Below are 23156 nucleotides of genomic sequence, written 5' to 3' on the forward strand. Positions count from 1 at the left end.
CGTGACCCGCCACCCGCTGCGTTATCCGGCAATGGTCACGTCGTATGTCCTGCTGGGTTGCTGCGTGCTGGCTGGCGTCCGGGTCACGGCCACCGCCGATACCGACCCCGTCGTCGCCGCCCGCGCGGCCGATGACGTGAGCGTGCTGCTGCTGGTGTCGCTGATCATCGCGATCGGTAGCGGCTACACACTGCTGGCCGCGCTCGTGCATCCGGTCGGGAAATCGTCGGCAGTCACCGTCCGGCGCGTGCGGCAGCAACGCGGGCTTCGCAGCCGGTCGTGGGTCGAGATTGACGACGGCGAACGGTCACGGTGGATGCCGGTCTATTTCGACCCGGTGCTGGTGACGGTTCCCTCGCCGACTCCAGCGACCCTCGTGCGCACCGGCATTCGCCCGCTCGTGCGAATCGACGGCCACCGCCTCTTCGCCGCCGGCAAGCTGCGGGAACGCGAACCGGCGGGAACGCTGATCGACAATCCTGCGCGCGCCGATCCGCAGAGCCGCGAGCGCGGCGCACAGGTGGCGCGGCTGCCCCGCAGATTGATACTGGACGCCCAGTTCGCCTTGCCCGCCCCGATCATCGGCGGGCTGTGGGTGTACCTGCGCGGTGGCGGGGTGCTCACCTTCGCGCTGTCCTGTCTGGTCGCTGCCGGCGTCGGAATATGGCTTGCTGCCATCGCCGGATCGGACCCGTCCTAAACTCCCATGTGTGACCGGTGGTTCGCTCGGGGGCGACGGCCGCGCAGTGCGCGGTCGCGAGACTCGGCTGTCCCGCGAATTCATCATCGACACGGCAATCGAACTGATCGACAAGGCCGGCGTTGCCCGACTGACGATGCGGCGTCTCGGCACCGCATGCGGCGTCGAGGCGATGGCGCTGTATCGATACGTGTCGGGTCGTGATGACGTGCTCAGCGGGGTGGTCGATCGAATTGTCGATCGGCTTTATGAGGAGAACCTCGCCCAGCGTCACAGTCAGGACAGCTGGCAGGACTACCTGATTCGGTTGGCGCACGGGACGCGACGCATCGCGCTCAATCATCCCGAGCTGTTCCCATTGATAGCGACCCGGCCGCCCGAGGCCCCGTGGATTCGCCCGCCGCTGCGCAGCCTGCGCTGGCTGGAGTCGTTTCTCGACACACTTATCGGGCACGGCTTCAGCGACTCGGGGGCCGCAGCCGCGTATCGCGCCTACACCACATTTCTGCTCGGCGACCTACTGCTCGAAATTGCCGGCAAGGGCATCGAGCTCGGGGCGGACGAGCTGCATGCGGCCGACCTCCCTGAAGAGCTCGACCTCGCCGATTATCCCAACCTGCAACGGCTACAACCGAAGCTGACCGTTGACACTGCCGCGCAGGAATTCGAGGAGAGCCTGGAGAACCTACTCGATCGAATCGAGCTGCTCGGACCGCGACAGCGCAGACACCGCTAGTTCGTCGCGTCTCGATTTAGGCATAACTTCCCACATCGGACACCCATGCAGGTAATTTGTGTACAGCGTTACCGGCGTTCCAGTTCCCCATTGGCCTGGCGTTGAGCGTGAAAGGCTGACGATGATGCGTACCGGCGGACTTCTTGGCACCCTGCTTTTGATCTGGCTCATCATCGGCGCGATCGCCTGTGGCCAGCGTGACTATTTCAGCAGCGATCAAAAAATGAACTGTGCAGACTTCGGCACCATCGTGGTGACCGTGCTTGCCGGTCCGTTGAACTACTTCGGCGTCAATCCGAAGGTCGAAAACTGCAACGTGCCTCAGCCGAGTCAGTAGGCGCGGGCCCGGTTAGTAGCCCTACGGGAGCGTGATGCCCCCGATCGGGTGCGGATTGAACGCAACCTCCCACCGGAATCCGTCCGGATCGGCGAAGTAGCCCGAGTAGCCGCCCCACTCGCGTTGTCGCGCTGCGCTCACCTGCGCACCGGCCCGCCCTGCGTCCGCGAGCACGTTGTCGACCCCGGCCGGTTCAGCGCAGTTGTGCGCGAGGGTGAATGGCGCCGCGCCACCGGCGTTTACCGGACCTATTTCGGCTTCCGCGTGCTCACGCGCCCACAGCGACAGGACCACCTTGTCCGCCACCGCGAACATGAGCACCTCTCCGGGCACGTCGAGGGCCGGGGTCCAGCCGAGACCGGATACGTAGAAGTTCCGACTGACCGCAAGATCCTGCACTACCAACGTGACGAAGTTGATGCGCTGCTGCATACGGTGATCCTCGCACGACATGGTGGTCTGACCACTTGACCAATCGGAGTATTCGACGGAGACTAGGTCCATGCCGCTACAGCCCGTCAGTCGCCGCTCGGTTCCCGAGGAGGTCTTCGACCAGATCGTCGGCGAGGTTCTCGGCGGCGGCCTTTCGCCGGGCGAGGCGCTGCCGAGCGAACGACGGCTCGCCGAGGTACTCGGCGTGTCTCGCCCGGCGGTACGCGAGGCGCTGAAGCGGGTTGCCGCCGCGGGCCTCGTCGAGGTTCGTCAGGGCGACAACACCACCGTGCGGGACTTTCGCCGCCACGCGGGCCTCGACCTCTTGCCGGCACTGCTGTTGCGCGGCGGCGAACTCGATGTCGCGGTGGCGCGCAGCATTCTGGAAGCGCGACTACACAACGGACCCAAAGTGGCCGAACTTGCCGCCTACCGTCGCGGCGCCGCTATGAAAGACGTTCTGCATGAGGCTATTCAGGAGCTAGCCTCTGCGTCCGACCCGATTGCTCAGCAGCGCGCCGCGCTGGCCTTCTGGGATCGGGTCGTGGACGGCGCGGATTCCATCGTCTTTCGATTGATGTACAACACCCTGCGGGCCGCGTACGAACCGGCGCTCGATGCACTCGCGGCGGCCATGGCCGGCGAGGTCGGGAACCTCGACGCGTATCGCAAACTCACCGACGCGATCGTGGCCGCGGATCCCGCTGCCGCCGAAATCGCCGCGCGAGAACTGCTCGAACCCGCCACCGCGACGCTCCTGGCCGCCTTCACCCTGTTGGAGAACCAGAAATGACCGAACAGACGAGCAAGCGCGAGACCGACATGCGGGCCCGCGCGCGACTTCGTGCGGACGAGGCAGCCATTACGGGCGGCCGCCGGCGCGGCACCGATCTCTCGACTGTCTGGCGAGAATTCTGGCGGCACCCGTCGCCATGGGTGATCGCGTCCCTGCTCGTCGGCGCGTTGGTCGCGCGACTCAGCGTCGGCGACTGGCAGCTCACCGACGCCATCGTGCCCGCGGCGATGGTGGCCGGATTCCCCTTCTTCGAGTGGATCGTGCACGTGCTGATCCTGCACTGGCGGCCACGCCGATTCGCCGGCCACCTCATCGACCCGCTGCTGGCCCGCAAACATCGCGAGCACCACGCGAATCCACGCGACATCCCGCTCACCTTCATTCCGTGGCAAGCGCTGCTCTGGATCATCCCGGTGGTACTCACAGTCGGATTTCTCGCCTTCCCGCGTCCGGGTCTCGCGCTGACCTACATCCTCGGCGTCGCGGTCCTCGGCATGATCTACGAGTGGTCGCACTACCTGATCCACACCGACTACAAGCCGAAAGGTCGGCTGTACAAGATAATTTGGCGCAACCACCGGCTGCACCATTACAAGAACGAACACTTCTGGTTCAGCATCACCACGGCCGGAACGGCTGATCGGGTGCTGCGAACCTACCCCGATCCGGCGACGGTGCCCACCTCGCCAACCGCGAAGAACCTGCACGCGTTGGGAAACCGCTAGCCGGTCGCGCAACTGCGCCGACAAAACGTGTCCGGATAGACGGGATCCCGTCGCTCCGGCCGAGTCGTGTTGGCGGAGTTGCGCAGGGACTCGGCCCATCCGGTCAATCCGGACCGGATTGAAACATGTGGTTGTCGAAATCACACCGGTGTTGCATGATCACAACACCGCTACGGAAGAGCAACAACGCTGCAACACCCACGCCAGCGTCGCCCGGTCACGACAACTCGAAAGTCGGTCGCGTCAATGAGGATGTGGAGACGTCTGCGGTTCGGCCTACCAGCGCTCACGGTGATGGCTCTGGTGCTTGCCGGATTCGCCGTACCGACGGCCGTGGCGCAACCGGCATTCAGCGGATCAACGGCCCTGCCTCCGGACGGTGGATCGCTCGCCGCCCAGTGGACAGCAACCCAAGACGCTCCACCGCAGTACCCGACCGTGCACATCGACTGGGATGTGCCGATCACCATGAGTGACGGCACCGTGCTGAAGGCCAATGTGTACCGGCCGGCGGATTCGGCTGGGCGGCCGATCGACACGCCGACGCCGACGCTGGTCAACATGACCCCGTACACCAAGCTCATTTCGATGCTCACCGACTCGGCGCAGTCGATTCCCGGGTTCTCCGACTTCCTGCTCAATTGGCTTGGCGACCTGAACTTTTCGGGTACACCATTCAGCGGCTTCACCGAACTCACCCAGGCGCTCAACGGTGGTTTGATGCGCAACTTCACCGTCGACCGCAAGCTGATTCAGAGCGGCTACACCCAGGTGGTCGTCGATGTCCGCGGAACCGGCTTCTCCCAGGGCATCTGGCAGGTTTTCGGGCAGCGCGAGCAGCAGGACACGGTCGAGGTTATCGACTGGGCCAGCAAGCAGCACTGGTCCAACGGCAAGGTCGGGATGACCGGGGTGTCCTACTCGGCTATCAACCAGGTCAAGGCCGCCGAGATGAATCCGCCTGCGCTCAAGGCAATCTTCCCGGCCGAGCCGGGCAGCGACCTGATGCGCGACGTGCTGGCTACCGGCGGCGGACTCGGTGTCGGCTTCATCCCGCTGTGGCTCGCGCTGGTGGACACCCTGAAACTCGTCCCGAACGTGCAGTCGATATTTCAGGGCAACTTCGACATGAAATGGCTAGCCGACCGGGAAGCGAGCCCGTTCACGTTCTTCGACCTGCTGATCGCCGCGCTTACCACGCCGTCGGTCAACGACATACCGCCGTCACTGCAAGCGCTGCTCGAGGATGGCACCCCACTACGCCAAGGCATTCAGGGTGATCCGTCGAAGATCCGCATTCCGACGTTCGTCATCGGCGGCTGGCACGACATCTTCACCAACTCCGAACCCACCATCTACAACGAGATCCCGCTGCCCACCACCGAGAAGAAACTCATAATGGGCGACACCTACCACCTCAACGGGGGCTCGGGATTCGGTAAGCCGGGCAACCCGCCGCGGCTCGACGTGCTACAGCGGGCGTGGTTCGACCACTGGCTCAAGGGAATCGACAACGGCATCGAGAAGTACGGCCCAACCACGCTGTGGCAGCAGGGCGGTGGCTGGATCACCTCGCCGACCTTCCCGCAAGCGGGCGTCGACTACCGGCGCATGTACCTGTCGGCCGCCCCGAGCGGCACTACCAACACGAGCCTGCACGATGGATCGCTCACCCCGGCGCCGGCGCCCGGCGACACTCGGCTCACCGTCGGACCGGGAGTGATGAGCCTGTGTTCGCGCGACAACGCGCAAATCACCGCCGGAGTCAGTGCGATCATCGTCGGCTGCACCACCGACGCGCGCCCGAACGAGCTGAACGGCTTGACGTTCACCAGCGCGCCCGTGAATGCGCCGACAATCATCTCCGGCCCGGTGAACGTACATCTGAACACGGTCCTCGACGCCACCGACGGCTACTGGAACGCAACACTCAATGACGTTGCGCCTGATGGTCGTTCGACGGTATTGACCTCCGGGCAGCTCACCGCGTCGCTGCGTGCGCTCGATCAGTCCCGCAGTCGCCGCTCGGCCAACGGGGATCTGACCGAACCCGTGCACACCCTGACGCTGTCGACGCGTCAGCCGATCGTGCCCGGCCAGCCCACCGCCCTCGACGTGGGCCTGACCGCGACCGACGCCGTGCTGCAGCCCGGACACCGCCTGCGGGTGGACGTCTTTGCCGGCAACTTCCCGCGCGGGTTGCTGCTGCGGCCGCTGCTGAACGAGAGCGGGCTGCGCCAGCAACATCTGCAGCTCGACCCGAATTCGCCGAGCTGGGTGAACGTTCCGCTCAGCCAGCCGATCGCCTGACTACCGGAAGATCTGCTCGGCGAAATGCAAGGTGTCGGGCAGGCTTTCGAAAAACAGTTCCGAGTGATCGCCCGGGTAGACCCGGAAGGTGAGATCGACACTGTTGGCGGCGAGTTGCGCGGCGAGGACAAACGTCAGCGGAGCCGGCACGGTGGTGTCGCGGATTCCCTGGGCCAGGAAGATCGGCCGGTTATAACCGGTGGTCGGAACCGCAAGTTCCTGGCGGACAGCGGCGTCGAGGGGCGTACCGGATATGGGCCGGGCGAACAGACTACCGATGGAGACGTTCGCGAAGGCCTGATCCGCCTGCGCCGCGCACATAGTTTCCAGCTGATTCACGACGTTGACGCCAAGCGGCGTCAGGTAGCTGTTCACGTCGAGATCCGGTCGGGAGGCGCGCAATCCGGTGAGGATGTAGCCGACGTACGTCACCGTCCCGCTGAGCGGCAGCGGTGGCGTGTACGGATTGGCTACCACCGTCAGGTCTTCCAGATGCGACGGCGGCGCCAACGCGATCGCTCCGCGTAGGTCCAGTTCCGGTGCGTAGCTTTTCGCCATGTTCGCGGCGAACAACGACGCATGACCACCCTGCGACAGGCCGATCGGCGCCCATCGCGTCGACAGGTTCGGGTCGATGGCCCGTGCGCCGCGCACGCTGTCGATGACACTGTGCGCTTCCGCTGCGCCGTCGAGATAGGGGTGCACCCCAGGGGTGCCAAGACCGACGTAATCGGTTGCAATAACGGCAAACCCGTCCCGGTTCCAGTTGCCGATCCAGTCCAGCACCCCTTGGCCGACACCGGTCACGGTCGGCGCGCAACTGTCGCCGATACCGGTCGTGCCGTGCGCGCGAGCCATGATCGGCCAGCCGCCGGGCGGCGGATTCCCTTGCGGCAGATACAGAAAAGCATTGCTCTGCATCGGCCGGCCATAGCCGTCCTCGGACCAGTAGGTGAATACCAGCGAGCGCGCGGACCCCGTGGCCCACTGCTCCCGCGGTAGGCCACGGGTCGCTGTCACAGTGCCGGGTGTCGTCGGGTCCGCGTGCGCCGGACTCATGGGCAGGACTGCGCTGAGCGCGCACATGCAGACGATCAATAGGTAGCGGCGCATGTCGCGCCGGACCTTCCCCCCGGATGCCGTGGCCACGGCGCCAAGCCTAATCCTCGGAAGGCTGCTTACCCGGACGTTTCACATGGCGGGCGGCGTACTCGGCCTCTTCGAGTTCGGCGGCGCGAGCCAGGTCCGGCGCACCGCCGCCGAGCCGTGCCGGCACCCAGGGTTCACCGGCCGGCGCGGGATAGCCCTCTTGGGCCTGTTCGAGCAGCTTCTCCATGGCCTCGCGCAATCGGGCCGTGAGGGCTGATGGAGCCTCGCCCGCTTCCGGATGAATCGGCTCCCCCACCTCGATGTTGATCGGGATGTTGTGGCGCCCGAGTTTCCGCGGGAAGCCTTTGGTCCAGATCCGGTGTGCGCCCCAAATGACCATGGGGATGATCGGAGTGTCGGACTCGAGCGCCATTCGTGCCGCGCCTGACTTGAATCCCTTCAGCTCGAAGCTGCGGCTGATCGTCGCCTCGGGATACACCACCACCAGTTCGCCGTCCCGCAGCGCATCGACCGCGCGGTGATAGGACTGCGCACCCGCATTGCGGTCGACCGGAATCGCCTTGCACTGGTGCATGAGAAACCCGACGATCCGGTTCTGCTCCAATTCACCCTTCATCATGTAGCGCACATTGCGCCCCGAGTTGCGCCCAACCAGTCCGATCTCCAGAAAGTCCAGGTAGGCAGTGTGATTGACCGCGATGACGCCGCCGCCGGTGCGCGGAATGTTTTCCTGGCCGCTGATCTGGATCCGCAGGCCTTGCGCCGCGATCATGGTCCGCCCCAAGACGTTCAGAACGTCGTATACCAATTCGCGTGCCATGGGCTATTCCGTCACCGCCTCCGTGTCGACAGCAGTGGGCTTGGCGGCCTTGCGTTTCGCCGTGTCGGCGGCATCGAGCGCCTCGGCTTCCTCCAACGTCGGCGCGCTGCCGCCGAGCCGCGCCGGCACCCAGTACTCACCCGGCGGGTGTTCGTAGTCTTTCTGCACGTCGGCCAGCAATTGCTGCATGGTCGACCGCAACTGTTCGGTGAGCGCCACGGCGTTGGTGCCGAGATCACCGGCGTTGGGGTGTGGCGGATACATCGGCTCGCCAACCTTGATGGAGATGGGTGTGTTGGTGCGGCCGAGCCGTTTGGGGAAGCCCTTGGTCCACACGCGCTGGGCACCCCAGATGACCATGGGGATGATGGGCACTTGCGCCTCGATGGCCATCCGCGCCGCGCCGGTCTTGAACGACTTGATCTCGAAGCTGCGGCTGATAGTGGCCTCGGGGTACACACCGACGAGTTCACCCTTGCGCAGTGCGGCGACGGCCTGTTGGTAGGAGTCGGCACCGGCCGTGCGGTCGACCTCGATGTGCTTGAGGGCCCGCATGATCGGGCCGGAAATCTTGTTGTCGAAGACTTCTTTCTTGGCCATGAACCGGATGTAGCGCTTCTCGGTGCGCGCCGGTATCCCGGCATAGACGAAGTCCATGTATCCGGTGTGGTTGATCGCGATGACGGCGCCGCCCTTGGCCGGGATGTGCTCGTCGCCAGTGACGGTGAACTTCAGTCCCTCGAGCGCCAGCACAGTTCGTGCGAGGCCGATGATCGGGAAATACACAGGTTCCACAGCGGTCAGCGTAGTCGGCTGGCCGCCCTTCATCGGGAGGATGGGGACCCCTGCTTGCATAAGCGATCAGTGGGGGACCCCCGCTTCCGCGGACCTGCGCATGTTCTCACTCGCAGCGCCGACCGCCTACCCTGGTTAGCTGCAGTCGGTTACCAGGAGGCACTGTGCAGGTCACCAGCATCGGACACGCCGGATTCCACATTCAGACCAAAGCGGGATCGATTCTGTGCGACCCATGGGTGAATCCGGCGTACTTCGCGTCGTGGTTCCCGTTCCCAGACAACTCCGAACTGGACTGGGCGGCGCTGGGCAACTGCGACTACCTCTACGTCTCCCACCTGCACAAAGACCACTTCGACCCGGCAACACTGAGCAAGTACGTCAACAAGGACGCCACCGTGCTGCTGCCGGACTACCCGGTGCCGGACCTGCAGCGCGAGTTGGAGGCGCTCGGCTTTCACAAGTTCTTCGAGACCGAAGATTCGGTGAAGCACCGGGTCGGGGATCTCGACATCATGATCATCGCCCTGCGCGCCCCGGCGGACGGCCCGATCGGTGACAGCGGCCTGGTGGTGTCGGACGGCGAGACCACCTGTTTCAACATGAACGACGCCCGACCGGTTGACATGGACGTGCTGCACGAGCAGTTCGGCACCATCGACATCCACCTGCTGCAGTACTCGGGCGCCATCTGGTACCCGATGGTGTACGACATTCCGCGCCGCACCAAGTCGAACTTCGGCAAGCAGAAGCGCCAGCGCGGCATGGACCGCGCCCGCAGCTACATCGAGCAGATCGGGGCGACCTGGGTGGTGCCGTCCGCCGGCCCGCCGGTGTTTCTCGACGACGACCTGCGCTACCTCAACGACGACCGCGGCGACGAGGGCAACATCTTCCCGGACCAGATCGTGTTCCTCGAGCAGATGCGGTTGCACGGCCAGGACAACGGACTGCTGATGATCCCAGGTTCGACTGCCGATCTGCGCGGGGCCGAGGTTTCGGTCACGCACCCCAGCGACCCAATGGAGATCTTCGACAACAAGGCCGCCTACATCGAGGAAATGGCGAAGCGACGGGCGCCGGAACTCGCTGCGGAGAAGGCTACGTGGGCCCCCGCCGAGGGCGAGCCGTTGTTGGAGCCGTTGAAGGCGTTGTTCGAACCGTTGATGGCGCAGACCGACTTGATCTGCGACGGCATCGGTTACCCGGTGGGTCTGGTGCTCGGCAACGAAACCGTGGTGCTGGACTTCCCGAAGCGTGTCGTGCGCGAGCCGATCGAGGGTGAGGGCAAGTACCGCTACGGCTTCCGTATCGCGCCCGAACTGGTGCGGACCGTCTTGCGGGACAACGAACCCGACTGGGTCAACAGCATCTTCCTGTCCACCCGGTTCGAGGCGTGGCGGGTCGGTGGCTACAACGAGTTCCTCTACACCTTCTTCAAGTGCCTCTCCGACGAGCGCATCGCCTACGCCGACGGGTGGTTCGCCGAAACGCACGACGACAGCGCCAGCACCGAGCTCGACGGCTGGGAGGTGCAGCGACGCTGCCCGCACCTGAAGGCCGATCTGTCCAAGTTCGGTGTGGTCGAGGGATCGACGCTGACCTGCAATCTGCACGGTTGGCAGTGGGATCTGGAGAGCGGACGGTGCAAGACCTCGCGCGGGCATGAGCTAAGGGCGCGGAAGCTGTAGACCGACCGTCGGAGGTGGCGTCGCGACCGGAACCGACCGAAGAGCCCGCAGGTGGCGGTCGCGACCGGAACCGACCGTTGAATTAGGCGTTTTTGACGGTTTTTTCGCTTGGGGCGTCGAAAACGCCTAACTCGACTCGCGCCTAGACCACTGAGAACGACTCCCGCAACGGGTGGCGGCCCGTAAGTGCTCCGAGCAGGTGCGCGCCTTCACCCAATTCGACGGCGATGCCCGCGGCCAGCTCGGCGGCGGCACCCAGAACGTCACTCGGCACCTCATGCTCGACACCGGTTGCGGCGACGATATCCAGACTGTGGACGGCCAGCTCGAAGGTTCGCGTCGGAAGGTAGGCATCCAGTCGCATCCCGCCGGCAATCGTCTCGATGATCGGGGCGCCCGTGACGCGGCCCAACCGGCTCAGCGCGCCATCGCACAGCGCCGCGACGGCAGCGGCCGGGTCGTCGCCTAGGTCTGCGCCAGCTTGCCGCCCGCGCTCGACGATGCCCGCCGCGGCAGTTGAGTCTCGCGCGAGCACCGGCTTGATGGCGACGTAGTAACCCTGCGGGCTGGTGATCTCTTCAACCGAGGCGGGACGGTCCAGGTAGGTCTGCACCGTGACGAGCGCGCGGGCGGTGTGCCCGACGAGCGAACGAACATCCCACTCCCCGAGTCCGGGCCCATCCCAGCACTCGTTACCCAGCTTGTGCACCAGGTCGACAAAACTGCGCGCAGCATTCTCGAAAACCTGGCGGGGCTGGGTCACGAGAACGCCAACTCCGGCGGAACGGTGATGACCATGTCTCCCCACGGCGTTTGACAAAGAAACTTTTGCGGAGGCGGTGGGTAGATCAAGATGGTCGGCAACCACACGCACGGCAGTGGCAGATCGGCCGCCCGAGCCGGCAGTGGCAGATCGGCCGACCGAGCCGGCAGTGGCAACTCAGGCTGAGCGGCCGCGGGCAGCGCGGGAAGCACAGCCATCCCAATCGCCGCGATCGCACCCGCTCGCGCAAGACACCTGCGCACGGTCATTTGAGCTCACCGGTGAGGTAGCGCTGCATCGTCGGCGCCAGCGCATCGACCAACCGGTCGCGGTCCATCGAGGCAATGGGGTCCGAACGCACGCCGTAGCGAATCATCCCGACACCCACGAGCTGCGACGCACACAACTGGGCCCGGAACATCACGTCGTCCGCTCCGAGCGCGGAAAGGAGGCGCTCGAATATCGGGGCGACTTGGCTCTGGATCAAATCGGTCGCCTTGCTGGCACCAGCGGCCCCGGCGGCGCTCGCAGCGAACGGCCCCCCGCCGGCCTGGTCCCAGGTAGTGAACAAAATCTGGAGGGTGCGCCGACCGGCCTCCGCCGTCGCGCCTTGGATGATCCGATCGATGAAATCGGGCGTCCCGAATGGCAGTCGCAACTTCGCGGCCAGTCCGTCCAGCGGACTGCGCGGGTGATCTCCTTGAGCGCTCACCCTCGAAGAATGGTGCCGTTGGTAGTGCGTTGGCAAGCGACAGGCCGAAACCCTCAGCAATTACCGCGCTACCGAAGATGTTTCAAGATCTTGCAAAACCGGGAACACGACATCAGAAAGTTCCGTCCCACAGAAAGGCGTATCCATGAAGCGCACCACCGTGAGGGCCATTTGTGCGTCGGCGATTGCAGCACCTCTACTGATTCTCGGCGCCGGCTATGCGGCCGCCGCGCCGACGCTCGGCGCCGGTACCGACCCGGGCACGGTCACGATCGGCCTCGACACGGCCGGAAAAGCCGCGAAAGAGGGCTGGACGTGCATCCTCGGCGGCGCGGACAACGGCGGCGGCATGCACGTCATCATGGGCAACAGCGGCGACTCACCCGGCGGCTTCGCCAACGGCGCCGCTGTCACGGCGGTGTGCGGAGGCATGCAGTCGCCGTACGTCACCATGATCAACGGCACAGCCCAAAAGGGCACGTAAATCGGCTCCGGGTACGCCTCTGGCGAAGTTCGTAATGTCACCAAACCGGGAATACGGCAGACGAACACATCCCTCGCAAAGGAAGGCGTACCCATGAAGCGCACCACAGCTCGAGCCGCTTGCGCCACGGCCGCCACGGCATCCATGGTCTTGCTCGGAGCTGGCTACGCGGCGGCCCTGCCGACGCTGATGCCAGGCCCCGGCAACGGTCAGGTCAGTGTTCAGCTCGATCAGCAGGGCACGGCGGCCAGGGAGGGCTGGACCTGCGTACTGGTCGGTTCGGCCGATACGGGCGGACCGCGGGTCATCATGGCCAATTCCGGCCAGACCCAGGGCGGATTCGCCGCGGGATCAGCCGTCGGCGCTGGCTGCACAAGCATGAGTGCGCCGTATGTCGGCATGGCCAACTCCGTCGCCGGGGGCCCGGCGGCCAGCACCTCAGGCTAGGCACGCCGCCGTACGGCCGCGGGCAACGCCGCGACAACGACACCGCCAAGCACCACGACGACTCCCGCCACCGGCACCCAGGTGAGGTGGTGGCCGACGGGTGTCACGATGTCGAGCACCACTGCGCCGATCAGCTGACCGGCCACTGACGCGAGTCCCAACAACAGCACGCCGATCCAGCGGACCACCACCGCGGCAATGGCGATGAACACGAGCCCGAGCACACCGCCGACATAGAGCCATGCTTGCGTCGGCAGCTGCCGCGGCCAGCCGCGAACGGCTCCCGCGATTGCGAACACGCAGACCAGCATGATCGTTCCGGCGCTGAAGTTGACCCATGACGCCACCGCCGGGCCGCCGGCCGTGGCTACTCGTCCGTTGACGGCCTGCTGCCACGCCAATCCCATCCCGGCGAGCGCCGGCAGCAAGGCAAGCACCAGATCGCCCGAGTCGAGGGCGAGTTGTCCCGCACTGGTCAGTACGACTGCACCCAAGCCCAATGCGGCACCCACAACTCGGGTCACCGTCAAAGGCTCGGCGCCTGCGGGACCTATTCCGGCGCGATCAACCAGCAAGCTGCTGAGAATTTGCCCGCCCACCACGGCGACCGTGAATTCGGCGACGCCGATGGTCGACACCGTAATGCCCTGACAGGCAACCAGAAATGCGCCGAACAGCCCACCGCTCAGATGCCAGGGGCGCAGCTGGGTGCGAGCCAACGCCGCCCGCACCTGACGGAGTCCGGCGCGCATCCGGGGACTGACGGATAGCCCGGCACAGAGCAGCACCAACCCGACGCCGAAGCTGATCAACGCGGCCGCTATCCCGTCGTTGAGGCGGGCGCCGAGTTCACCGTTGATGCGGGCCTGCACCGCTACCGCGAACCCGATGGCCAGCGCCGCAGCCAACCCCACAACGTGCCGATTCACTCCTGCCACTGTGCCAGCACGCGAGGCGCGCCTCAGCTGACGCTCGACGCGGGAGCCGTCCACGTGTTGCACACGTCGAGCGAATCGCGATCGACCCCGCGGGTGAACCACATGCCGAAGTTCGCGGGCTGGCCGTGATCAGGCGTACTGCCCGGCTGGTCTCCGCGCGACCAATTATCTTGCTGCGCAAGGCGAACGCTGCCTGCGTCGAAACTTGCCCCGATGAACATGCCGGCGAGGCATTGCGCCTGCAATTCGGTGCGCCGAGATTCCTCGAGGCCAAGCGGCGACTGCCGGCCGGCCTCGTTCATGGCGGTCACGACCGCCGGCAGCAGTCCGCTGAGTTGCTGCAGGTGATGGCCGTACTCGTGAGCCAACAGGCCGACAGCCGCGGCTGGGACGGCCTGCGGGCCCGCGTTGGTGCCGAGGAAGCTGGCCGGATCGAGGTAGATCGTGCCTGCGCAGTAGAAACTGTTGCGCTCGGGTGGTCGACCGCAGTCGTCACCCGCGACCCCGCCTAGCGCCACTCGCGCCGGCTGGAATGGCACCTTCAGCGCCGCCAGCACCGGCTGCCATGCCGTGTCCAGGCACGCCAGCGCCGCCTGAAGAAACTGCTGCATTGCGACGGGGTCGGAAATCCACGGCGGGAGCGGGCAGCCACGACGCGCCACCGATTGCACCGCCGAGGAAAGCGGGTTGGCCGCCATCGGGGCCAACGGGTCGGCCGGTGTGGTGGTCGTGGCAGTCGTCTGCGTTGTCGTGGCGGTGACGCTCGGTGCAGCGCTTTGGGCGAGCGCCGTGGTCACCACCACCGCGTGATCCGAGGCCGTCGACGTTTCCCCGACACGTTCTGTCCCATCGGATCGCATCACCCGCACGGCAATGATCAACCCGATAAAGGCAACCAGCGCCACGACCAAGACGGCCACACTGGGTCCGAGATGACGCTGACGATGGCTACCGCTCACCTAGGTTGCCTCCTGGCCGCGCGCTGATCTCGAGCGAATCTAACCTGTCATTGCACTATCCGAGACAACAACCTCCACTTCTGCATGCCGGCGTGGCTGGTGGCGCGGCAACCAGCGCGGCACGGCGGTAGCGGCCAGGGCGACCGGAATGCCGAGGAGGGCAACCACGGTCGGCAGCGAGAACCACATCGACACCAGCGCGACAGCACCGAATACGGCCAGGGCGACGAGTTCGCTGAACAGGCTCGCGACCGAGGTCACCGTGGCGCGCGCCGCGCCAGTGATGGCCTCCTGCAATCGCACTTCCGTGACGATAACCGCGTTGTTGATCGCGCCATAGGCCGTGCCGAGCGCCACGAAGCCAAGCGCGCCAATCACGCCCGGGCCACCCAGCAGCGCGCCGATTGCGAGCAGACCGGCCGCGGCGAGCAGCACCGCGACCATCGTCCGTGCTCTCATTGCCGCGGTGCGTCCGGCCAAGGCCGTCCCAACGACCTGTCCGGCGAGCGTGATGCCGACCAGCAGCGGAATCGTCGCGATGGCAACGCCCTCGGCGCGGGCGAGCAGACCGAAGTACTCGTCGAAGGCAGTGAAGCCGTACAGCAACGCGGCGAGCAGGACACCGAACCGAACTCGCGGCCGGGCTAGGAACTCCGCCGCGCCGCTGCGCAACATGCCCAGGTACGCGCCGACGGGCTTGGTCGCCGAGTCGGCCACCTCGAGTGCTTTCGGCGCGCTGGGCATTGCACCCGCAGCGAGGCAGTGCACCAACGCAGCGCCGACACTCAACCAGCCCACCAGGCCGTAGCCGCCCCAGCTGTACATCGGCGCTGCGGTCAACGTGGCCAACAAGGCCGCAGTCTCACCGGCTGCGGTCGAATAGCCGATGATGCGCGCATAACTGTCGGTCGTGCAGCGCGCCGTAAGTTCGTCGTACAGCAACGCCTCGAAGGTGCCCGATTGCAGCGCACCGCTGGTTCCCCACAACACGAATCCCGCAGCGAAACCCCAATACGACGGCACCAACGTCCAGATCGCGAAACCGAGAGCCAGTAGCGCGGATCCCAGAATCAGCAGTGCCCGTCGCGACACCGTGTCGGCCCAGGCGCCCGAGGGCACCTCGAGCACGAAGCCGGTCAACGACCAAATGGCCAACAGCGACGAAATCTGGGCGGTACTGAGCCCATGGTCAGCGAAGAGAACCTCGTACAGGCCGTAGAGCGGGATCAGGTCACGGGTTGCGCTGAAGACGATCGCGCGCAGGAACAGCGATCGCTGGGAGAGAAGTCAAGATTCGCCATGGCGGATAGTCATGACGAACACTCTCCCGGGCCGACTGGTGGCCGGTCAACCGAATTTCGACGGCCGAACCGGGCGGGGCAAGACGCCGCGGGTCATTTCTCCGCGAAATCCGTGGGGGCTTGCGGACGTCCGTCGCTCAGATCCAACTGTTGATGCTGTGCAGCCACGGTGGCCGCGACATTGGCGAGCTTTATGTTTAGTTCTTGGGAGGCGCGGCGGAGCAGATCGAAGGCGTCATCGGCGCTCAGTTGGCGCCGTGCCATGAGGATGCCCTTTGCTTGGCCGATCACATCGCGGCTGTCGATCGCGGCCCGCAGCTGGGTGGCTTGCAGGTCCGCTGCGGTGACCGCGCTGGTATGCGCCAGCGCGAGCGAAGCATGGGTCACCAGAAGCAGTGCGGCGGCCCGGTCGTATTCCTCGAACCCGCGCGGACGACGGGTGTAGAGATTCAGCGCCGCAGCTGAGGCCTGACCGATCGCCTCCGGGTACAACGCCGTGGTCAGCACTGCGCAGATCCCGAGTTCGACGGCTTCTCGGGAAAACTTCGGCCACTGGTTGTCCTTGTGCAGATTGACCGATTCGGCCGCTCCGGGACCGTCGACGATGGCCGCGTCGACGCAAGGTCCCTCCCCGAGCTCGTATTGCAGTTCATCGAGCCGAACAGCGACCTCGTCGGAGTACACGGGGGTATGGAAGACGCCCTCGGGATTTCGGATGGTCACGCTTGCCACGTCGACATTAGGGATGACCACCAGCGCCGCGTCGACCACATGTTGCAACACGTCACCCACCGATTTGACCTGGAGCAGTGATCCGGTGAGCGCCGCGAATTGCAGCGCCAACGGGCCCAGGCCCAGCGTCTCGCCGGTGGCGTCGGGGTCGGCGAACCGTTGCTTGTCGGCGTGCCAGTCTTGTTCATTCCCCGTCAACACGGCTAATCCCTTCGACCCAGCCAGCGACGAGCGCCGCCAGTCCTCGCGATTTTTGGCGTGGTGCCGCAACCTCGCCGGGGCCCGATTTCCCGATCCACCAGGAAAGCAAACGCTCCACGCGACGCTCGCAGGGTCTGCGCGCCGCCGAGCCACCGGACTTGTCACAGATCGTTACGGAAGTGATTTCTGATGCTTGTGAGGTTGCTGTTAACTTGCAGAGTGTGTCTCGATCGCGCACCGGCCTGCTGCTGACCGTCGTGTCATCGATTGCGGCAACCCTGTTGGTGTCGGTTGCCGCGCCGCACGCAGCCGCCGACGGGTGCGACAACGGCAGCAGCGGTAGTAGCAACGGAAGCTCCGGAAGCTCGACCGGGTCTGGTGGCAGCCTTGCCCCGGGCGCCGCAAACCCGATTCCGTGGCTGAACGGCCACGATGGCAAGCTGCCGACATTGCGCGGCAAAACCACGGCGATCGCACACCTCACCGGCCCGATGAGCCCCAACGACACCACCGGACGATTCAGCGTGCTCGGCACCGACCTCGGAATCATGTGGGACAACGGCAAGGGCCAGATCCTGACCGCGTTCGGCGATACCTTCGGATTCGTCCTCAACCCGTTGTGCGGTTTCGTCGGCGACTGGCGCAGCAACGTCCTGCTGCGCAGCGGCGACCGGAACCTGAGCGACGGAATGAGCTTCGACAGCGCGCCGGAAGACCGGCCGGGACACGCCAAGCAGATCATTGCCAGCCAGAAGATCTCCGGCGTCGAGGTCACGACGATCCCCACGACCGCGATCAGCATCGGCGATACCCAATACATCGACTTCATGTCAGTGCGGTCGTGGGGCAAGCCGGGCGAATGGGTGACGAACTACGCCGGCCTCGCCTTCTCGAACGACAACGGCGAGAACTGGACCGTCGACCCGCTCACCGTTCGACCGAACGTCGCCGGCACCTTCGAGAACTTTCAGATGGGCGCGTACTTCCGCGACAAGGATTGGATCTACGAGTTCGGCACGCCGCCGGGACGTGCCGGCGATGCCCGACTGGCGCGGTTCAAGCCCGAAGACATCCGAAACATTCCGAAGTACGAGTACTGGGACGGCACCACATGGGTGCCCGGCAACCCGACCGCGGCGAAACCGGTGATCCCTGGACCGGTCAGCGAAATGTCTGTGCAGTGGAACGCCTACCTGGGCAAGTACCTGACCCTCTACACCGATGCTGGCAACTCGATCGTCATGCGAACATCCGCCACCCCGACCGGGCCGTGGAGCGACCCCACCGTCCTGGTGTCGAGGCGCGACGTACCCGAGCTGTACGGCGCCTACATCCATCCCTGGTCGTCGGGGTCGGACCTCTATTTCCTGGCGACGACTTGGTCGGATTACAACGTGATGCTGCTGCGCACGCAGTTGTGACGACTGGCTGAGCGAGCACGTGCCGCACGGTCTTTTTTCTGCGCACAATCGGAATTAGGACAGCGTTCACAGACAGTTACACCCCCGTAATAAACGCTGGGAAAACTTTCGCATTGCCAGATACCAGACAAATAACCGGTTAGCCGATTCGCTTTGGCCAACCGAACCAGACGCGGTGTCGGTCGGAACAATCACTTCCGGGCTCAGCCGGAAGTGCCGAATCGGTTGGCGTCACCCTGATGCGTCACTCAAGGAGAGCTCATGAACAAGATCCGCCGCGCCGCCGCCATTGCGGCCTTCGCAGTCACCGCCTCGGCGCTCGGGACGGGCATCGCCGCAGCAGCACCGGCGCCGTCCGAGGCAGCGCCGGCCGCACCGGCGATCGTCCCCGCGCCGCCGGCGTTGCCGTTGCACAATGTCGATGCCACTGACGACTTCAACAGCGCGTTGAGTGTCGCGGCCACCCAGTTCGGGTTGGCAGCGACAGCCGGGTCAATGGCCGGTGGAGGCATCGGCCTGGCCATCGGGTGCCCGCTCGGCGCCGTAACCGGCGGTCTTGTGGGCCTGCCGACCGTCGTTGGCTCCCCCATCCTTGCGGGCCTGGGCTGCCTGGTCGGCGGCGGCACCGGCGCGGGCATCGGCGCGACGATCGGCGGCATTGCGGTGGGCGCACCGGTCGGCATCGCCAGCGGCGTGCAGTTCTACAACACCCTGCACTCGAAGGGCGAAATGTAAACAGTTGTGTCGTGCGGGGCTTCCTGCCGGAGGCCCCGCACTGTCAACCCTGTGCGGTCAGCACCTTGACGCCGACAAACGGCACCAGGGCATCGGGGACGCGCACGGAACCGTCTGCCTCCTGGTGGTTTTCGAGCAAGGCGACGATCCAGCGGGTTGTGGCCAGGGTGCCATTGAGCGTCGCGGCGATCTGCGGCTTGCCGTTCTCATCTCGATAGCGAATGGACAACCGACGAGCCTGGTACGTCGTGCAATTCGACGTCGACGTCAGCTCCCGATACGTCTGTTGGCTGGGAACCCAAGCCTCACAGTCGAATTTGCGGGCCGCCGAACTGCCGAGGTCGCCGGCCGCCACGTCGATCACCCGGTACGGAACATCGATGGCAGCGAGCATTTCGCGCTCCCACGCGAGTAACCGCTGGTGTTCGGAAGCCGCGTCTTCGGGCTTGCAGTAGCTGAACATCTCCACCTTGTCGAACTGGTGGACGCGAATGATGCCACGGGTGTCCTTGCCGTAGCTGCCGGCCTCCCGCCGAAAGCACGACGACCAACCGGCGTAGCGCTTCGGCCCTGCGCTCAGGTCGAGGATCTCGCCGGAGTGATAGCCGGCCAACGGCACTTCGGAGGTGCCAACCAGGTACAGGTCGTCCTCCTCGAGGTGGTACACCTCGTCAGCATGCGCCCCCAGAAAGCCTGTCCCGCTCATGATTTCAGGTCGCACCAAAACCGGCGGAATCATCAGCGTGAATCCGTTAGCGGTGGCCTTCTGGGCAGCGAGTTGCAACAGCCCGAGTTGGAGCAGCGCGCCGTAACCGGTCAGGAAATAGAACCGCGCACCCGACACCTTCGACCCGCGCCCCATGTCGATCAGACCGAGCGACTCAGCCAACTCGAGGTGATCCTTCGGTTCAAAGTCGAAGCTGGTCGGCTCCCCCACGGTTTCGAGGAGCACGAAATCCTCTTCGCCGCCTGCCGGAGCGCCCTGCTCGACGACATTAGAAATCGCGCGGTGCGCCCGGTCCAACGCGGCATCGCCCTCGTGCTGCGCGGCCTCGGCGGCCTTGACTTTGGCGGCCAACTCTTGAGCACCAGATAACAGCGCAGCGCGCTCATCCGGCGACGCCTTGCCGATCTGCTTGCCTAACGCCTTCTGCTCGGCACGCAGGTTGTCGGCAGCGGCGACCGCCGCACGCCGCGACGCGTCGGCCTCGAGCAGCGCGTCGACGAGCGCCGGATCCTCCCCCCGGGCCCGTTGCGACGCACGCACCAGCTCGGGGTTTTCCCGCAGAACTTTCAGGTCGATCACGGTGTGCAGCCTACTTGGGAGCGCGGTCGGCCCAGATAGGTGGAACCGGGCGGTGGTCTGCGGCGTCGTATCGCAGTGACGGGGCACTGAGCTGTCAAGGGGGGAATCGCCATGGAATCGTTTGCTGTCGACTGCGCCGAAATCTTCGGCATGGGCACGCTTGCACAGGAATTGGCGGTGCGTGCCGAGCAGGCTCGAGGCCTGCTGCCGCTGGCCACGCACAGCGACGGTTATCACGGCCTCATGTGGGCGCTGAAACCCGCGATCGACGGATTCGCCGCCGATACCCAAACCCGGTTGCTGGCGCGTCAGCAAGGACTGGAATCGCTGGGTTTCGATCTGCGGAAGGCTGGCTGGCGGTACAACACCCAGGATCGGGCCAATGCCGACTCGATCGCCGATCAGCACGCGCGCATTCAGGAGGGTGCCGAGGCACGGTACTCGGTCGATGAAATGCCCGGCGCAGCACGGTTTCCGCTGTCCGAACCGTCCGACCTGTCACCGCCCGAGGTCGCCGCCGCGGACGTGGCCTCGGTCATCGATGAAACCCGCGGCGTGGTCAGCGGTGTTGACGCCGCGATCCGCACCATCACCGGCTGGATCCGCGACGAACCATGGAGTCCGCTGCTGATGGTGATCGAACCGCTCTCGGGCAACTGGACGGAACTCGAGCGCGCCGGGGAAATTTTCGCCAAGTCCGGGAACGCTTCTGAGGACGTCGCGAAGAACCTCGATCGTGGCGCGGACCGAGTTAATTCGACGTGGGATGGCAAGGCGGCGTTGGAATTTTTGGATTATGCCGGTCGGCTCGCCCGGGCTCTCGAATGGGAAGGGCCGCTCGGGCGGATCGCCGAACGCGTCCTGCAGGCGACGTCGGAGCAGATCCAGTCCGTTGCCACGGTGATCCTGCAGAAGATCAACGACGTGGTCCGGAACCGGATCGTGAAGTCCGGGCTGCGCGACGTATTCGCCAAGGTTGCGACGACACTCGTACCGGGTGGCTGGGTGGTGACCCTCGGTGTCCAGGCCTACGAAATCGGTTCGGCGCTGGTGGACCTGCACCACGAGATCCAGCAATTACTCGACCAGATCAAGAAGGTCATCGAGGACGCCCGTGCGGTGCTGGACACCCTGCACAACCCGGCCGACCTGACGCCGGCGAACCTCGTGCCGCTGCGCGAGAAGGTCCGCGACGCGGCCGACGGCGCCAGCCTCGCAGAAGACCTTGTTCGAGTGGCAGGTATCGGAGCCGTCCTGCGCGCGCCTACCAGTAAATACGCTGCGCCACAAGGCAGCTCGGCGTGGGAGAACGCCAGCTGATGAACATGCCCTCGCCAGCGACCGACGCCGCGCTGCAGCGCTTCGAGAGTTCGCTCGGCGGCCTTGCCAGCCGCACAGCGGAATTCGCCGCTCGACAGTTCAGTCCGACGCCGCTGAACCGGATCGACAAAGCCGACCTGATGCGGATGGCTCGGTCTGCGCAGGCATCGAAGACGCTGCAGCAGGCGGCTTCCGACGTCCTCGCGGGTAAGCGATCGTGGCGCGACGTGATCAGCTCTGCCGATTGCCCGCCGGAGGTCAAGGCCCTCGCCGGACTCGGTATCCACGTCGACGTCGCCGAACCGCAGACATCCAACCGACCAGATGACTTCGGGCCACCGGATAGCTGGCTCGTCACCGACAAATAGGAATCACCGTGCATACCATCGTCTTCCGACTGATCGCCCTCGCCACGACCGCGGGATCGCTGGCTGCCTGCGGCAACCAGAACGACAATCGTGCCGCGCCGACCGATTGGCTTTCCACCGACACCTGTGCACTGGTCGACTCCAGCGACCTGGCCACCGTCTTTGAAAACCCCGCGCAGGTTCGTGCGACCAGGCGAACTGATCCCACCGGCCCGTTCTGTGAGTGGACCTCCATGGCAGGCTTCAACTCGCTGCAGGTCGGCCTCATGACCGCGCCGCCCGGGTTCGAAAACGTCAAACCGATGCAGGTCCGCAGCTTCGGAATCGGCGGCCACACCGTCTCGGTGGGTTCTGAAGAACGGGGCAATTGCAACGTCGGCATCTTCTACGACAACTACCGGCTCACCATCTCCATTCATCCGGATCGGGCCAAGATGGCTGGGAGCACGGCAAATTGCGACGCGCAAAAGCCGCTCATCGAACGCATCACCGCACGGGTCGACCAGATTTAGCGGCTGCACTAACGTCAGCTGCCATGGCGACAACCACGCAGGTTCAGGAGTCGGTCCAGGTCGCGGTGCCGGTCGACAAGGCGTTTTACGGCACGCTCCCGATTCCCTTGGAATCGCTGTTCAAGTACCGGCACGGCCCGATCCCGCCGATCAAGAGCGTGCGTAACCAGAACGGCGAGTGGGGCACGCCCGGCCAGACGCGCGATGTGCACCTCGCCGACGGCGGGAGCATCCGCGAGGAACTGCTCACCGTGGACGCGCCAAGCTCGTTCTCGTATCAGCTGACCAACATTCGCGGCCCGCTCGCGCTGTTGTTCTCGCACGTCGACGGGCGCTGGCTGTTCGAACCGGACGGCACGGGCACGCGGATCACCTGGCAGTGGACGCTGCGGCCGCGCAGCGGGGCGACGCGACTCGTCGCGCCGGCGTTCGCAAGGTTCTGGCACGGATACGCGAAGAAGTCACTGCGGGAACTCGCCAACCAGCTCCAGTCGGGCTAGTCGGC

General features: G+C 65.4%; 27 protein-coding genes. 15 read left to right on the top strand and 12 right to left on the bottom strand.

The annotated features are described in order from the left end of the window. The first annotated feature begins 1 nt into the window (after position 1). From FOS14_RS07025 to FOS14_RS07035, 3 genes are all read left to right on the top strand, one after another. On the top strand, positions 2-700 hold the full coding sequence (locus FOS14_RS07025) for a hypothetical protein (RefSeq protein ID WP_255450131.1): 699 nt from the start codon (positions 2-4) through the stop codon (positions 698-700). Positions 701-710: 10 nt separating this feature from the next. Then, entirely contained in the window at positions 711-1436 is a 726-nt protein-coding gene (locus tag FOS14_RS07030; protein ID WP_255450132.1) for a TetR/AcrR family transcriptional regulator, read from the top strand. A 124-nt stretch (positions 1437-1560) separates the two neighbouring features. Beyond that, the gene (locus tag FOS14_RS07035) at positions 1561-1773 is read left to right on the top strand and encodes a hypothetical protein (protein ID WP_143769647.1); all 213 of its coding nucleotides are present in this window, start codon (positions 1561-1563) and stop codon (positions 1771-1773) included. 21 nt (positions 1774-1794) lie between these two features. Here FOS14_RS07035 and FOS14_RS07040 read toward each other — a convergent pair whose 3' ends face one another. Beyond that, positions 1795-2205 carry a VOC family protein gene (locus FOS14_RS07040; protein WP_143769555.1) on the bottom strand — a complete coding sequence of 137 codons (411 nt, stop codon included), beginning with the start codon at positions 2203-2205 and terminating at the stop codon, positions 1795-1797. A gap of 70 nt (positions 2206-2275) precedes the next feature. On the opposite strand from FOS14_RS07040, the gene FOS14_RS07045 reads away from it, so the two are divergent. The 3 genes from FOS14_RS07045 (at position 2276) to FOS14_RS07055 (ending at position 6036) form a co-directional block, all read left to right on the top strand. Beyond that, the gene (locus tag FOS14_RS07045) at positions 2276-2998 is read left to right on the top strand and encodes a FadR/GntR family transcriptional regulator (RefSeq protein ID WP_143769556.1); all 723 of its coding nucleotides are present in this window, start codon (positions 2276-2278) and stop codon (positions 2996-2998) included. A 29-nt stretch (positions 2999-3027) separates the two neighbouring features. Then, on the top strand, positions 3028-3726 hold the full coding sequence (locus FOS14_RS07050) for a sterol desaturase family protein (RefSeq protein ID WP_221936670.1): 699 nt from the start codon (positions 3028-3030) through the stop codon (positions 3724-3726). 246 nt (positions 3727-3972) lie between these two features. Then, positions 3973-6036 carry a CocE/NonD family hydrolase gene (locus FOS14_RS07055; RefSeq protein WP_143769558.1) on the top strand — a complete coding sequence of 688 codons (2064 nt, stop codon included), beginning with the start codon at positions 3973-3975 and terminating at the stop codon, positions 6034-6036. Here the strand turns inward: FOS14_RS07055 and FOS14_RS07060 are convergent, their stop codons facing one another. From FOS14_RS07060 to FOS14_RS07070, 3 genes are read right to left on the bottom strand one after another with little or no spacing between them, the layout of a single operon-like run. Beyond that, positions 6037-7185: a lipase family protein gene (locus FOS14_RS07060; RefSeq protein WP_255450133.1), complete on the bottom strand. Its 1149-nt coding sequence runs from the start codon at positions 7183-7185 to the stop codon at positions 6037-6039. A 10-nt stretch (positions 7186-7195) separates the two neighbouring features. Continuing rightward, on the bottom strand, positions 7196-7966 hold the full coding sequence (locus FOS14_RS07065; RefSeq protein WP_143769559.1) for a 1-acyl-sn-glycerol-3-phosphate acyltransferase: 771 nt from the start codon (positions 7964-7966) through the stop codon (positions 7196-7198). Between the two features lie 3 nt (positions 7967-7969). Continuing rightward, on the bottom strand, positions 7970-8761 hold the full coding sequence (locus tag FOS14_RS07070) for a 1-acyl-sn-glycerol-3-phosphate acyltransferase (protein ID WP_143769560.1): 792 nt from the start codon (positions 8759-8761) through the stop codon (positions 7970-7972). A gap of 164 nt (positions 8762-8925) precedes the next feature. Between FOS14_RS07070 and FOS14_RS07075 the strand changes: the two genes are divergently transcribed. Continuing rightward, positions 8926-10452: a Rieske 2Fe-2S domain-containing protein gene (locus FOS14_RS07075; protein WP_143769561.1), complete on the top strand. Its 1527-nt coding sequence runs from the start codon at positions 8926-8928 to the stop codon at positions 10450-10452. Positions 10453-10594: 142 nt separating this feature from the next. Here FOS14_RS07075 and FOS14_RS07080 read toward each other — a convergent pair whose 3' ends face one another. From FOS14_RS07080 to FOS14_RS07090, 3 genes are read right to left on the bottom strand one after another with little or no spacing between them, the layout of a single operon-like run. Further along, positions 10595-11215 carry a maleylpyruvate isomerase N-terminal domain-containing protein gene (locus tag FOS14_RS07080; protein WP_143769562.1) on the bottom strand — a complete coding sequence of 207 codons (621 nt, stop codon included), beginning with the start codon at positions 11213-11215 and terminating at the stop codon, positions 10595-10597. Then, positions 11212-11433 carry a hypothetical protein gene (locus FOS14_RS07085; protein ID WP_143769563.1) on the bottom strand — a complete coding sequence of 74 codons (222 nt, stop codon included), beginning with the start codon at positions 11431-11433 and terminating at the stop codon, positions 11212-11214. Before FOS14_RS07085 ends, FOS14_RS07080 begins: the two co-directional genes overlap by 4 nt. Positions 11434-11480: 47 nt before the next feature. Continuing rightward, entirely contained in the window at positions 11481-11927 is a 447-nt protein-coding gene (locus FOS14_RS07090; protein ID WP_143769564.1) for a hypothetical protein, read from the bottom strand. Positions 11928-12072: 145 nt separating this feature from the next. Here FOS14_RS07090 and FOS14_RS07095 point away from each other — a divergent pair, with 145 nt between their 5' ends. Together FOS14_RS07095 and FOS14_RS07100 are read left to right on the top strand one after the other, a co-directional pair. After that, a complete protein-coding gene (locus FOS14_RS07095) occupies positions 12073-12411 on the top strand; it encodes a hypothetical protein (RefSeq protein WP_143769565.1) in 339 nt (112 codons plus the stop codon). Between the two features lie 93 nt (positions 12412-12504). After that, entirely contained in the window at positions 12505-12858 is a 354-nt protein-coding gene (locus FOS14_RS07100; RefSeq protein WP_143769566.1) for a hypothetical protein, read from the top strand. Here the strand turns inward: FOS14_RS07100 and FOS14_RS07105 are convergent. The 4 genes from FOS14_RS07105 to FOS14_RS07120 all read right to left on the bottom strand — a co-directional run bounded on the left by FOS14_RS07105 (position 12855) and on the right by FOS14_RS07120 (position 16989). After that, complete coding sequence (locus tag FOS14_RS07105; RefSeq protein WP_143769567.1) at positions 12855-13787, bottom strand: DMT family transporter; 933 nt, start codon at positions 13785-13787, stop codon at positions 12855-12857. The genes FOS14_RS07100 and FOS14_RS07105 overlap by 4 nt on opposite strands. 32 nt (positions 13788-13819) lie before the next feature. Then, positions 13820-14755 carry a neutral zinc metallopeptidase gene (locus tag FOS14_RS07110; RefSeq protein WP_143769568.1) on the bottom strand — a complete coding sequence of 312 codons (936 nt, stop codon included), beginning with the start codon at positions 14753-14755 and terminating at the stop codon, positions 13820-13822. 39 nt (positions 14756-14794) lie between these two features. Continuing rightward, positions 14795-16009: an MFS transporter gene (locus FOS14_RS07115; RefSeq protein ID WP_143769569.1), complete on the bottom strand. Its 1215-nt coding sequence runs from the start codon at positions 16007-16009 to the stop codon at positions 14795-14797. A 140-nt stretch (positions 16010-16149) separates the two neighbouring features. Beyond that, positions 16150-16989 carry a GAF and ANTAR domain-containing protein gene (locus tag FOS14_RS07120; protein ID WP_221936668.1) on the bottom strand — a complete coding sequence of 280 codons (840 nt, stop codon included), beginning with the start codon at positions 16987-16989 and terminating at the stop codon, positions 16150-16152. 221 nt (positions 16990-17210) lie between these two features. Between FOS14_RS07120 and FOS14_RS07125 the strand changes: the two genes are divergently transcribed. Together FOS14_RS07125 and FOS14_RS07130 are read left to right on the top strand one after the other, a co-directional pair. After that, a complete protein-coding gene (locus FOS14_RS07125; RefSeq protein ID WP_370512185.1) occupies positions 17211-18410 on the top strand; it encodes a DUF4185 domain-containing protein in 1200 nt (399 codons plus the stop codon). Between the two features lie 261 nt (positions 18411-18671). Next, the gene (locus tag FOS14_RS07130; RefSeq protein ID WP_143769571.1) at positions 18672-19145 is read left to right on the top strand and encodes a hypothetical protein; all 474 of its coding nucleotides are present in this window, start codon (positions 18672-18674) and stop codon (positions 19143-19145) included. 43 nt (positions 19146-19188) lie between these two features. Here FOS14_RS07130 and serS read toward each other — a convergent pair whose 3' ends face one another. Further along, positions 19189-20451, bottom strand: a complete 1263-nt coding sequence (serS, locus tag FOS14_RS07135; protein ID WP_143769572.1) for a serine--tRNA ligase — start codon at positions 20449-20451, stop codon at positions 19189-19191. A gap of 111 nt (positions 20452-20562) precedes the next feature. Here serS and FOS14_RS07140 point away from each other — a divergent pair, with 111 nt between their 5' ends. Genes FOS14_RS07140 through FOS14_RS07155 form a run of 4 tightly spaced genes read left to right on the top strand, consistent with a single transcriptional unit; the run spans position 20563 to position 23151 of the window. Next, complete coding sequence (locus tag FOS14_RS07140; RefSeq protein WP_143769573.1) at positions 20563-21771, top strand: hypothetical protein; 1209 nt, start codon at positions 20563-20565, stop codon at positions 21769-21771. After that, positions 21753-22139, top strand: a complete 387-nt coding sequence (locus FOS14_RS07145) for a hypothetical protein (protein ID WP_143769574.1) — start codon at positions 21753-21755, stop codon at positions 22137-22139. The genes FOS14_RS07140 and FOS14_RS07145 overlap by 19 nt, the downstream gene beginning before the upstream one ends. Positions 22140-22147: 8 nt before the next feature. After that, positions 22148-22651 (top strand): hypothetical protein, encoded by a 504-nt coding sequence (locus tag FOS14_RS07150; RefSeq protein WP_143769575.1) that lies wholly within the window; start codon positions 22148-22150, stop codon positions 22649-22651. A gap of 23 nt (positions 22652-22674) precedes the next feature. Continuing rightward, positions 22675-23151 carry an SRPBCC family protein gene (locus FOS14_RS07155; RefSeq protein WP_143769576.1) on the top strand — a complete coding sequence of 159 codons (477 nt, stop codon included), beginning with the start codon at positions 22675-22677 and terminating at the stop codon, positions 23149-23151. Positions 23152-23156 lie beyond the last annotated feature (5 nt).

Source organism: Skermania sp. ID1734, assembly GCF_007489285.1.
Lineage (GTDB): Bacteria > Actinomycetota > Actinomycetes > Mycobacteriales > Mycobacteriaceae > ID1734.

Coding starts and splice junctions, on each gene's coding strand:
- FOS14_RS07035 (WP_143769647.1), top strand. CDS start 1,561: ATGCGTACCGGCGGACTTCTTGGCACCCTGCTTTTGATCTGGCTCATC.
- FOS14_RS07040 (WP_143769555.1), bottom strand. CDS start 2,205: ATGCAGCAGCGCATCAACTTCGTCACGTTGGTAGTGCAGGATCTTGCG.
- FOS14_RS07140 (WP_143769573.1), top strand. CDS start 20,563: ATGGAATCGTTTGCTGTCGACTGCGCCGAAATCTTCGGCATGGGCACG.
- FOS14_RS07050 (WP_221936670.1), top strand. CDS start 3,028: ATGCGGGCCCGCGCGCGACTTCGTGCGGACGAGGCAGCCATTACGGGC.
- FOS14_RS07100 (WP_143769566.1), top strand. CDS start 12,505: ATGAAGCGCACCACAGCTCGAGCCGCTTGCGCCACGGCCGCCACGGCA.
- FOS14_RS07055 (WP_143769558.1), top strand. CDS start 3,973: ATGAGGATGTGGAGACGTCTGCGGTTCGGCCTACCAGCGCTCACGGTG.
- FOS14_RS07155 (WP_143769576.1), top strand. CDS start 22,675: ATGGCGACAACCACGCAGGTTCAGGAGTCGGTCCAGGTCGCGGTGCCG.
- FOS14_RS07045 (WP_143769556.1), top strand. CDS start 2,276: ATGCCGCTACAGCCCGTCAGTCGCCGCTCGGTTCCCGAGGAGGTCTTC.
- FOS14_RS07095 (WP_143769565.1), top strand. CDS start 12,073: ATGAAGCGCACCACCGTGAGGGCCATTTGTGCGTCGGCGATTGCAGCA.
- FOS14_RS07085 (WP_143769563.1), bottom strand. CDS start 11,433: ATGGCTGTGCTTCCCGCGCTGCCCGCGGCCGCTCAGCCTGAGTTGCCA.
- FOS14_RS07065 (WP_143769559.1), bottom strand. CDS start 7,966: ATGGCACGCGAATTGGTATACGACGTTCTGAACGTCTTGGGGCGGACC.
- FOS14_RS07130 (WP_143769571.1), top strand. CDS start 18,672: ATGAACAAGATCCGCCGCGCCGCCGCCATTGCGGCCTTCGCAGTCACC.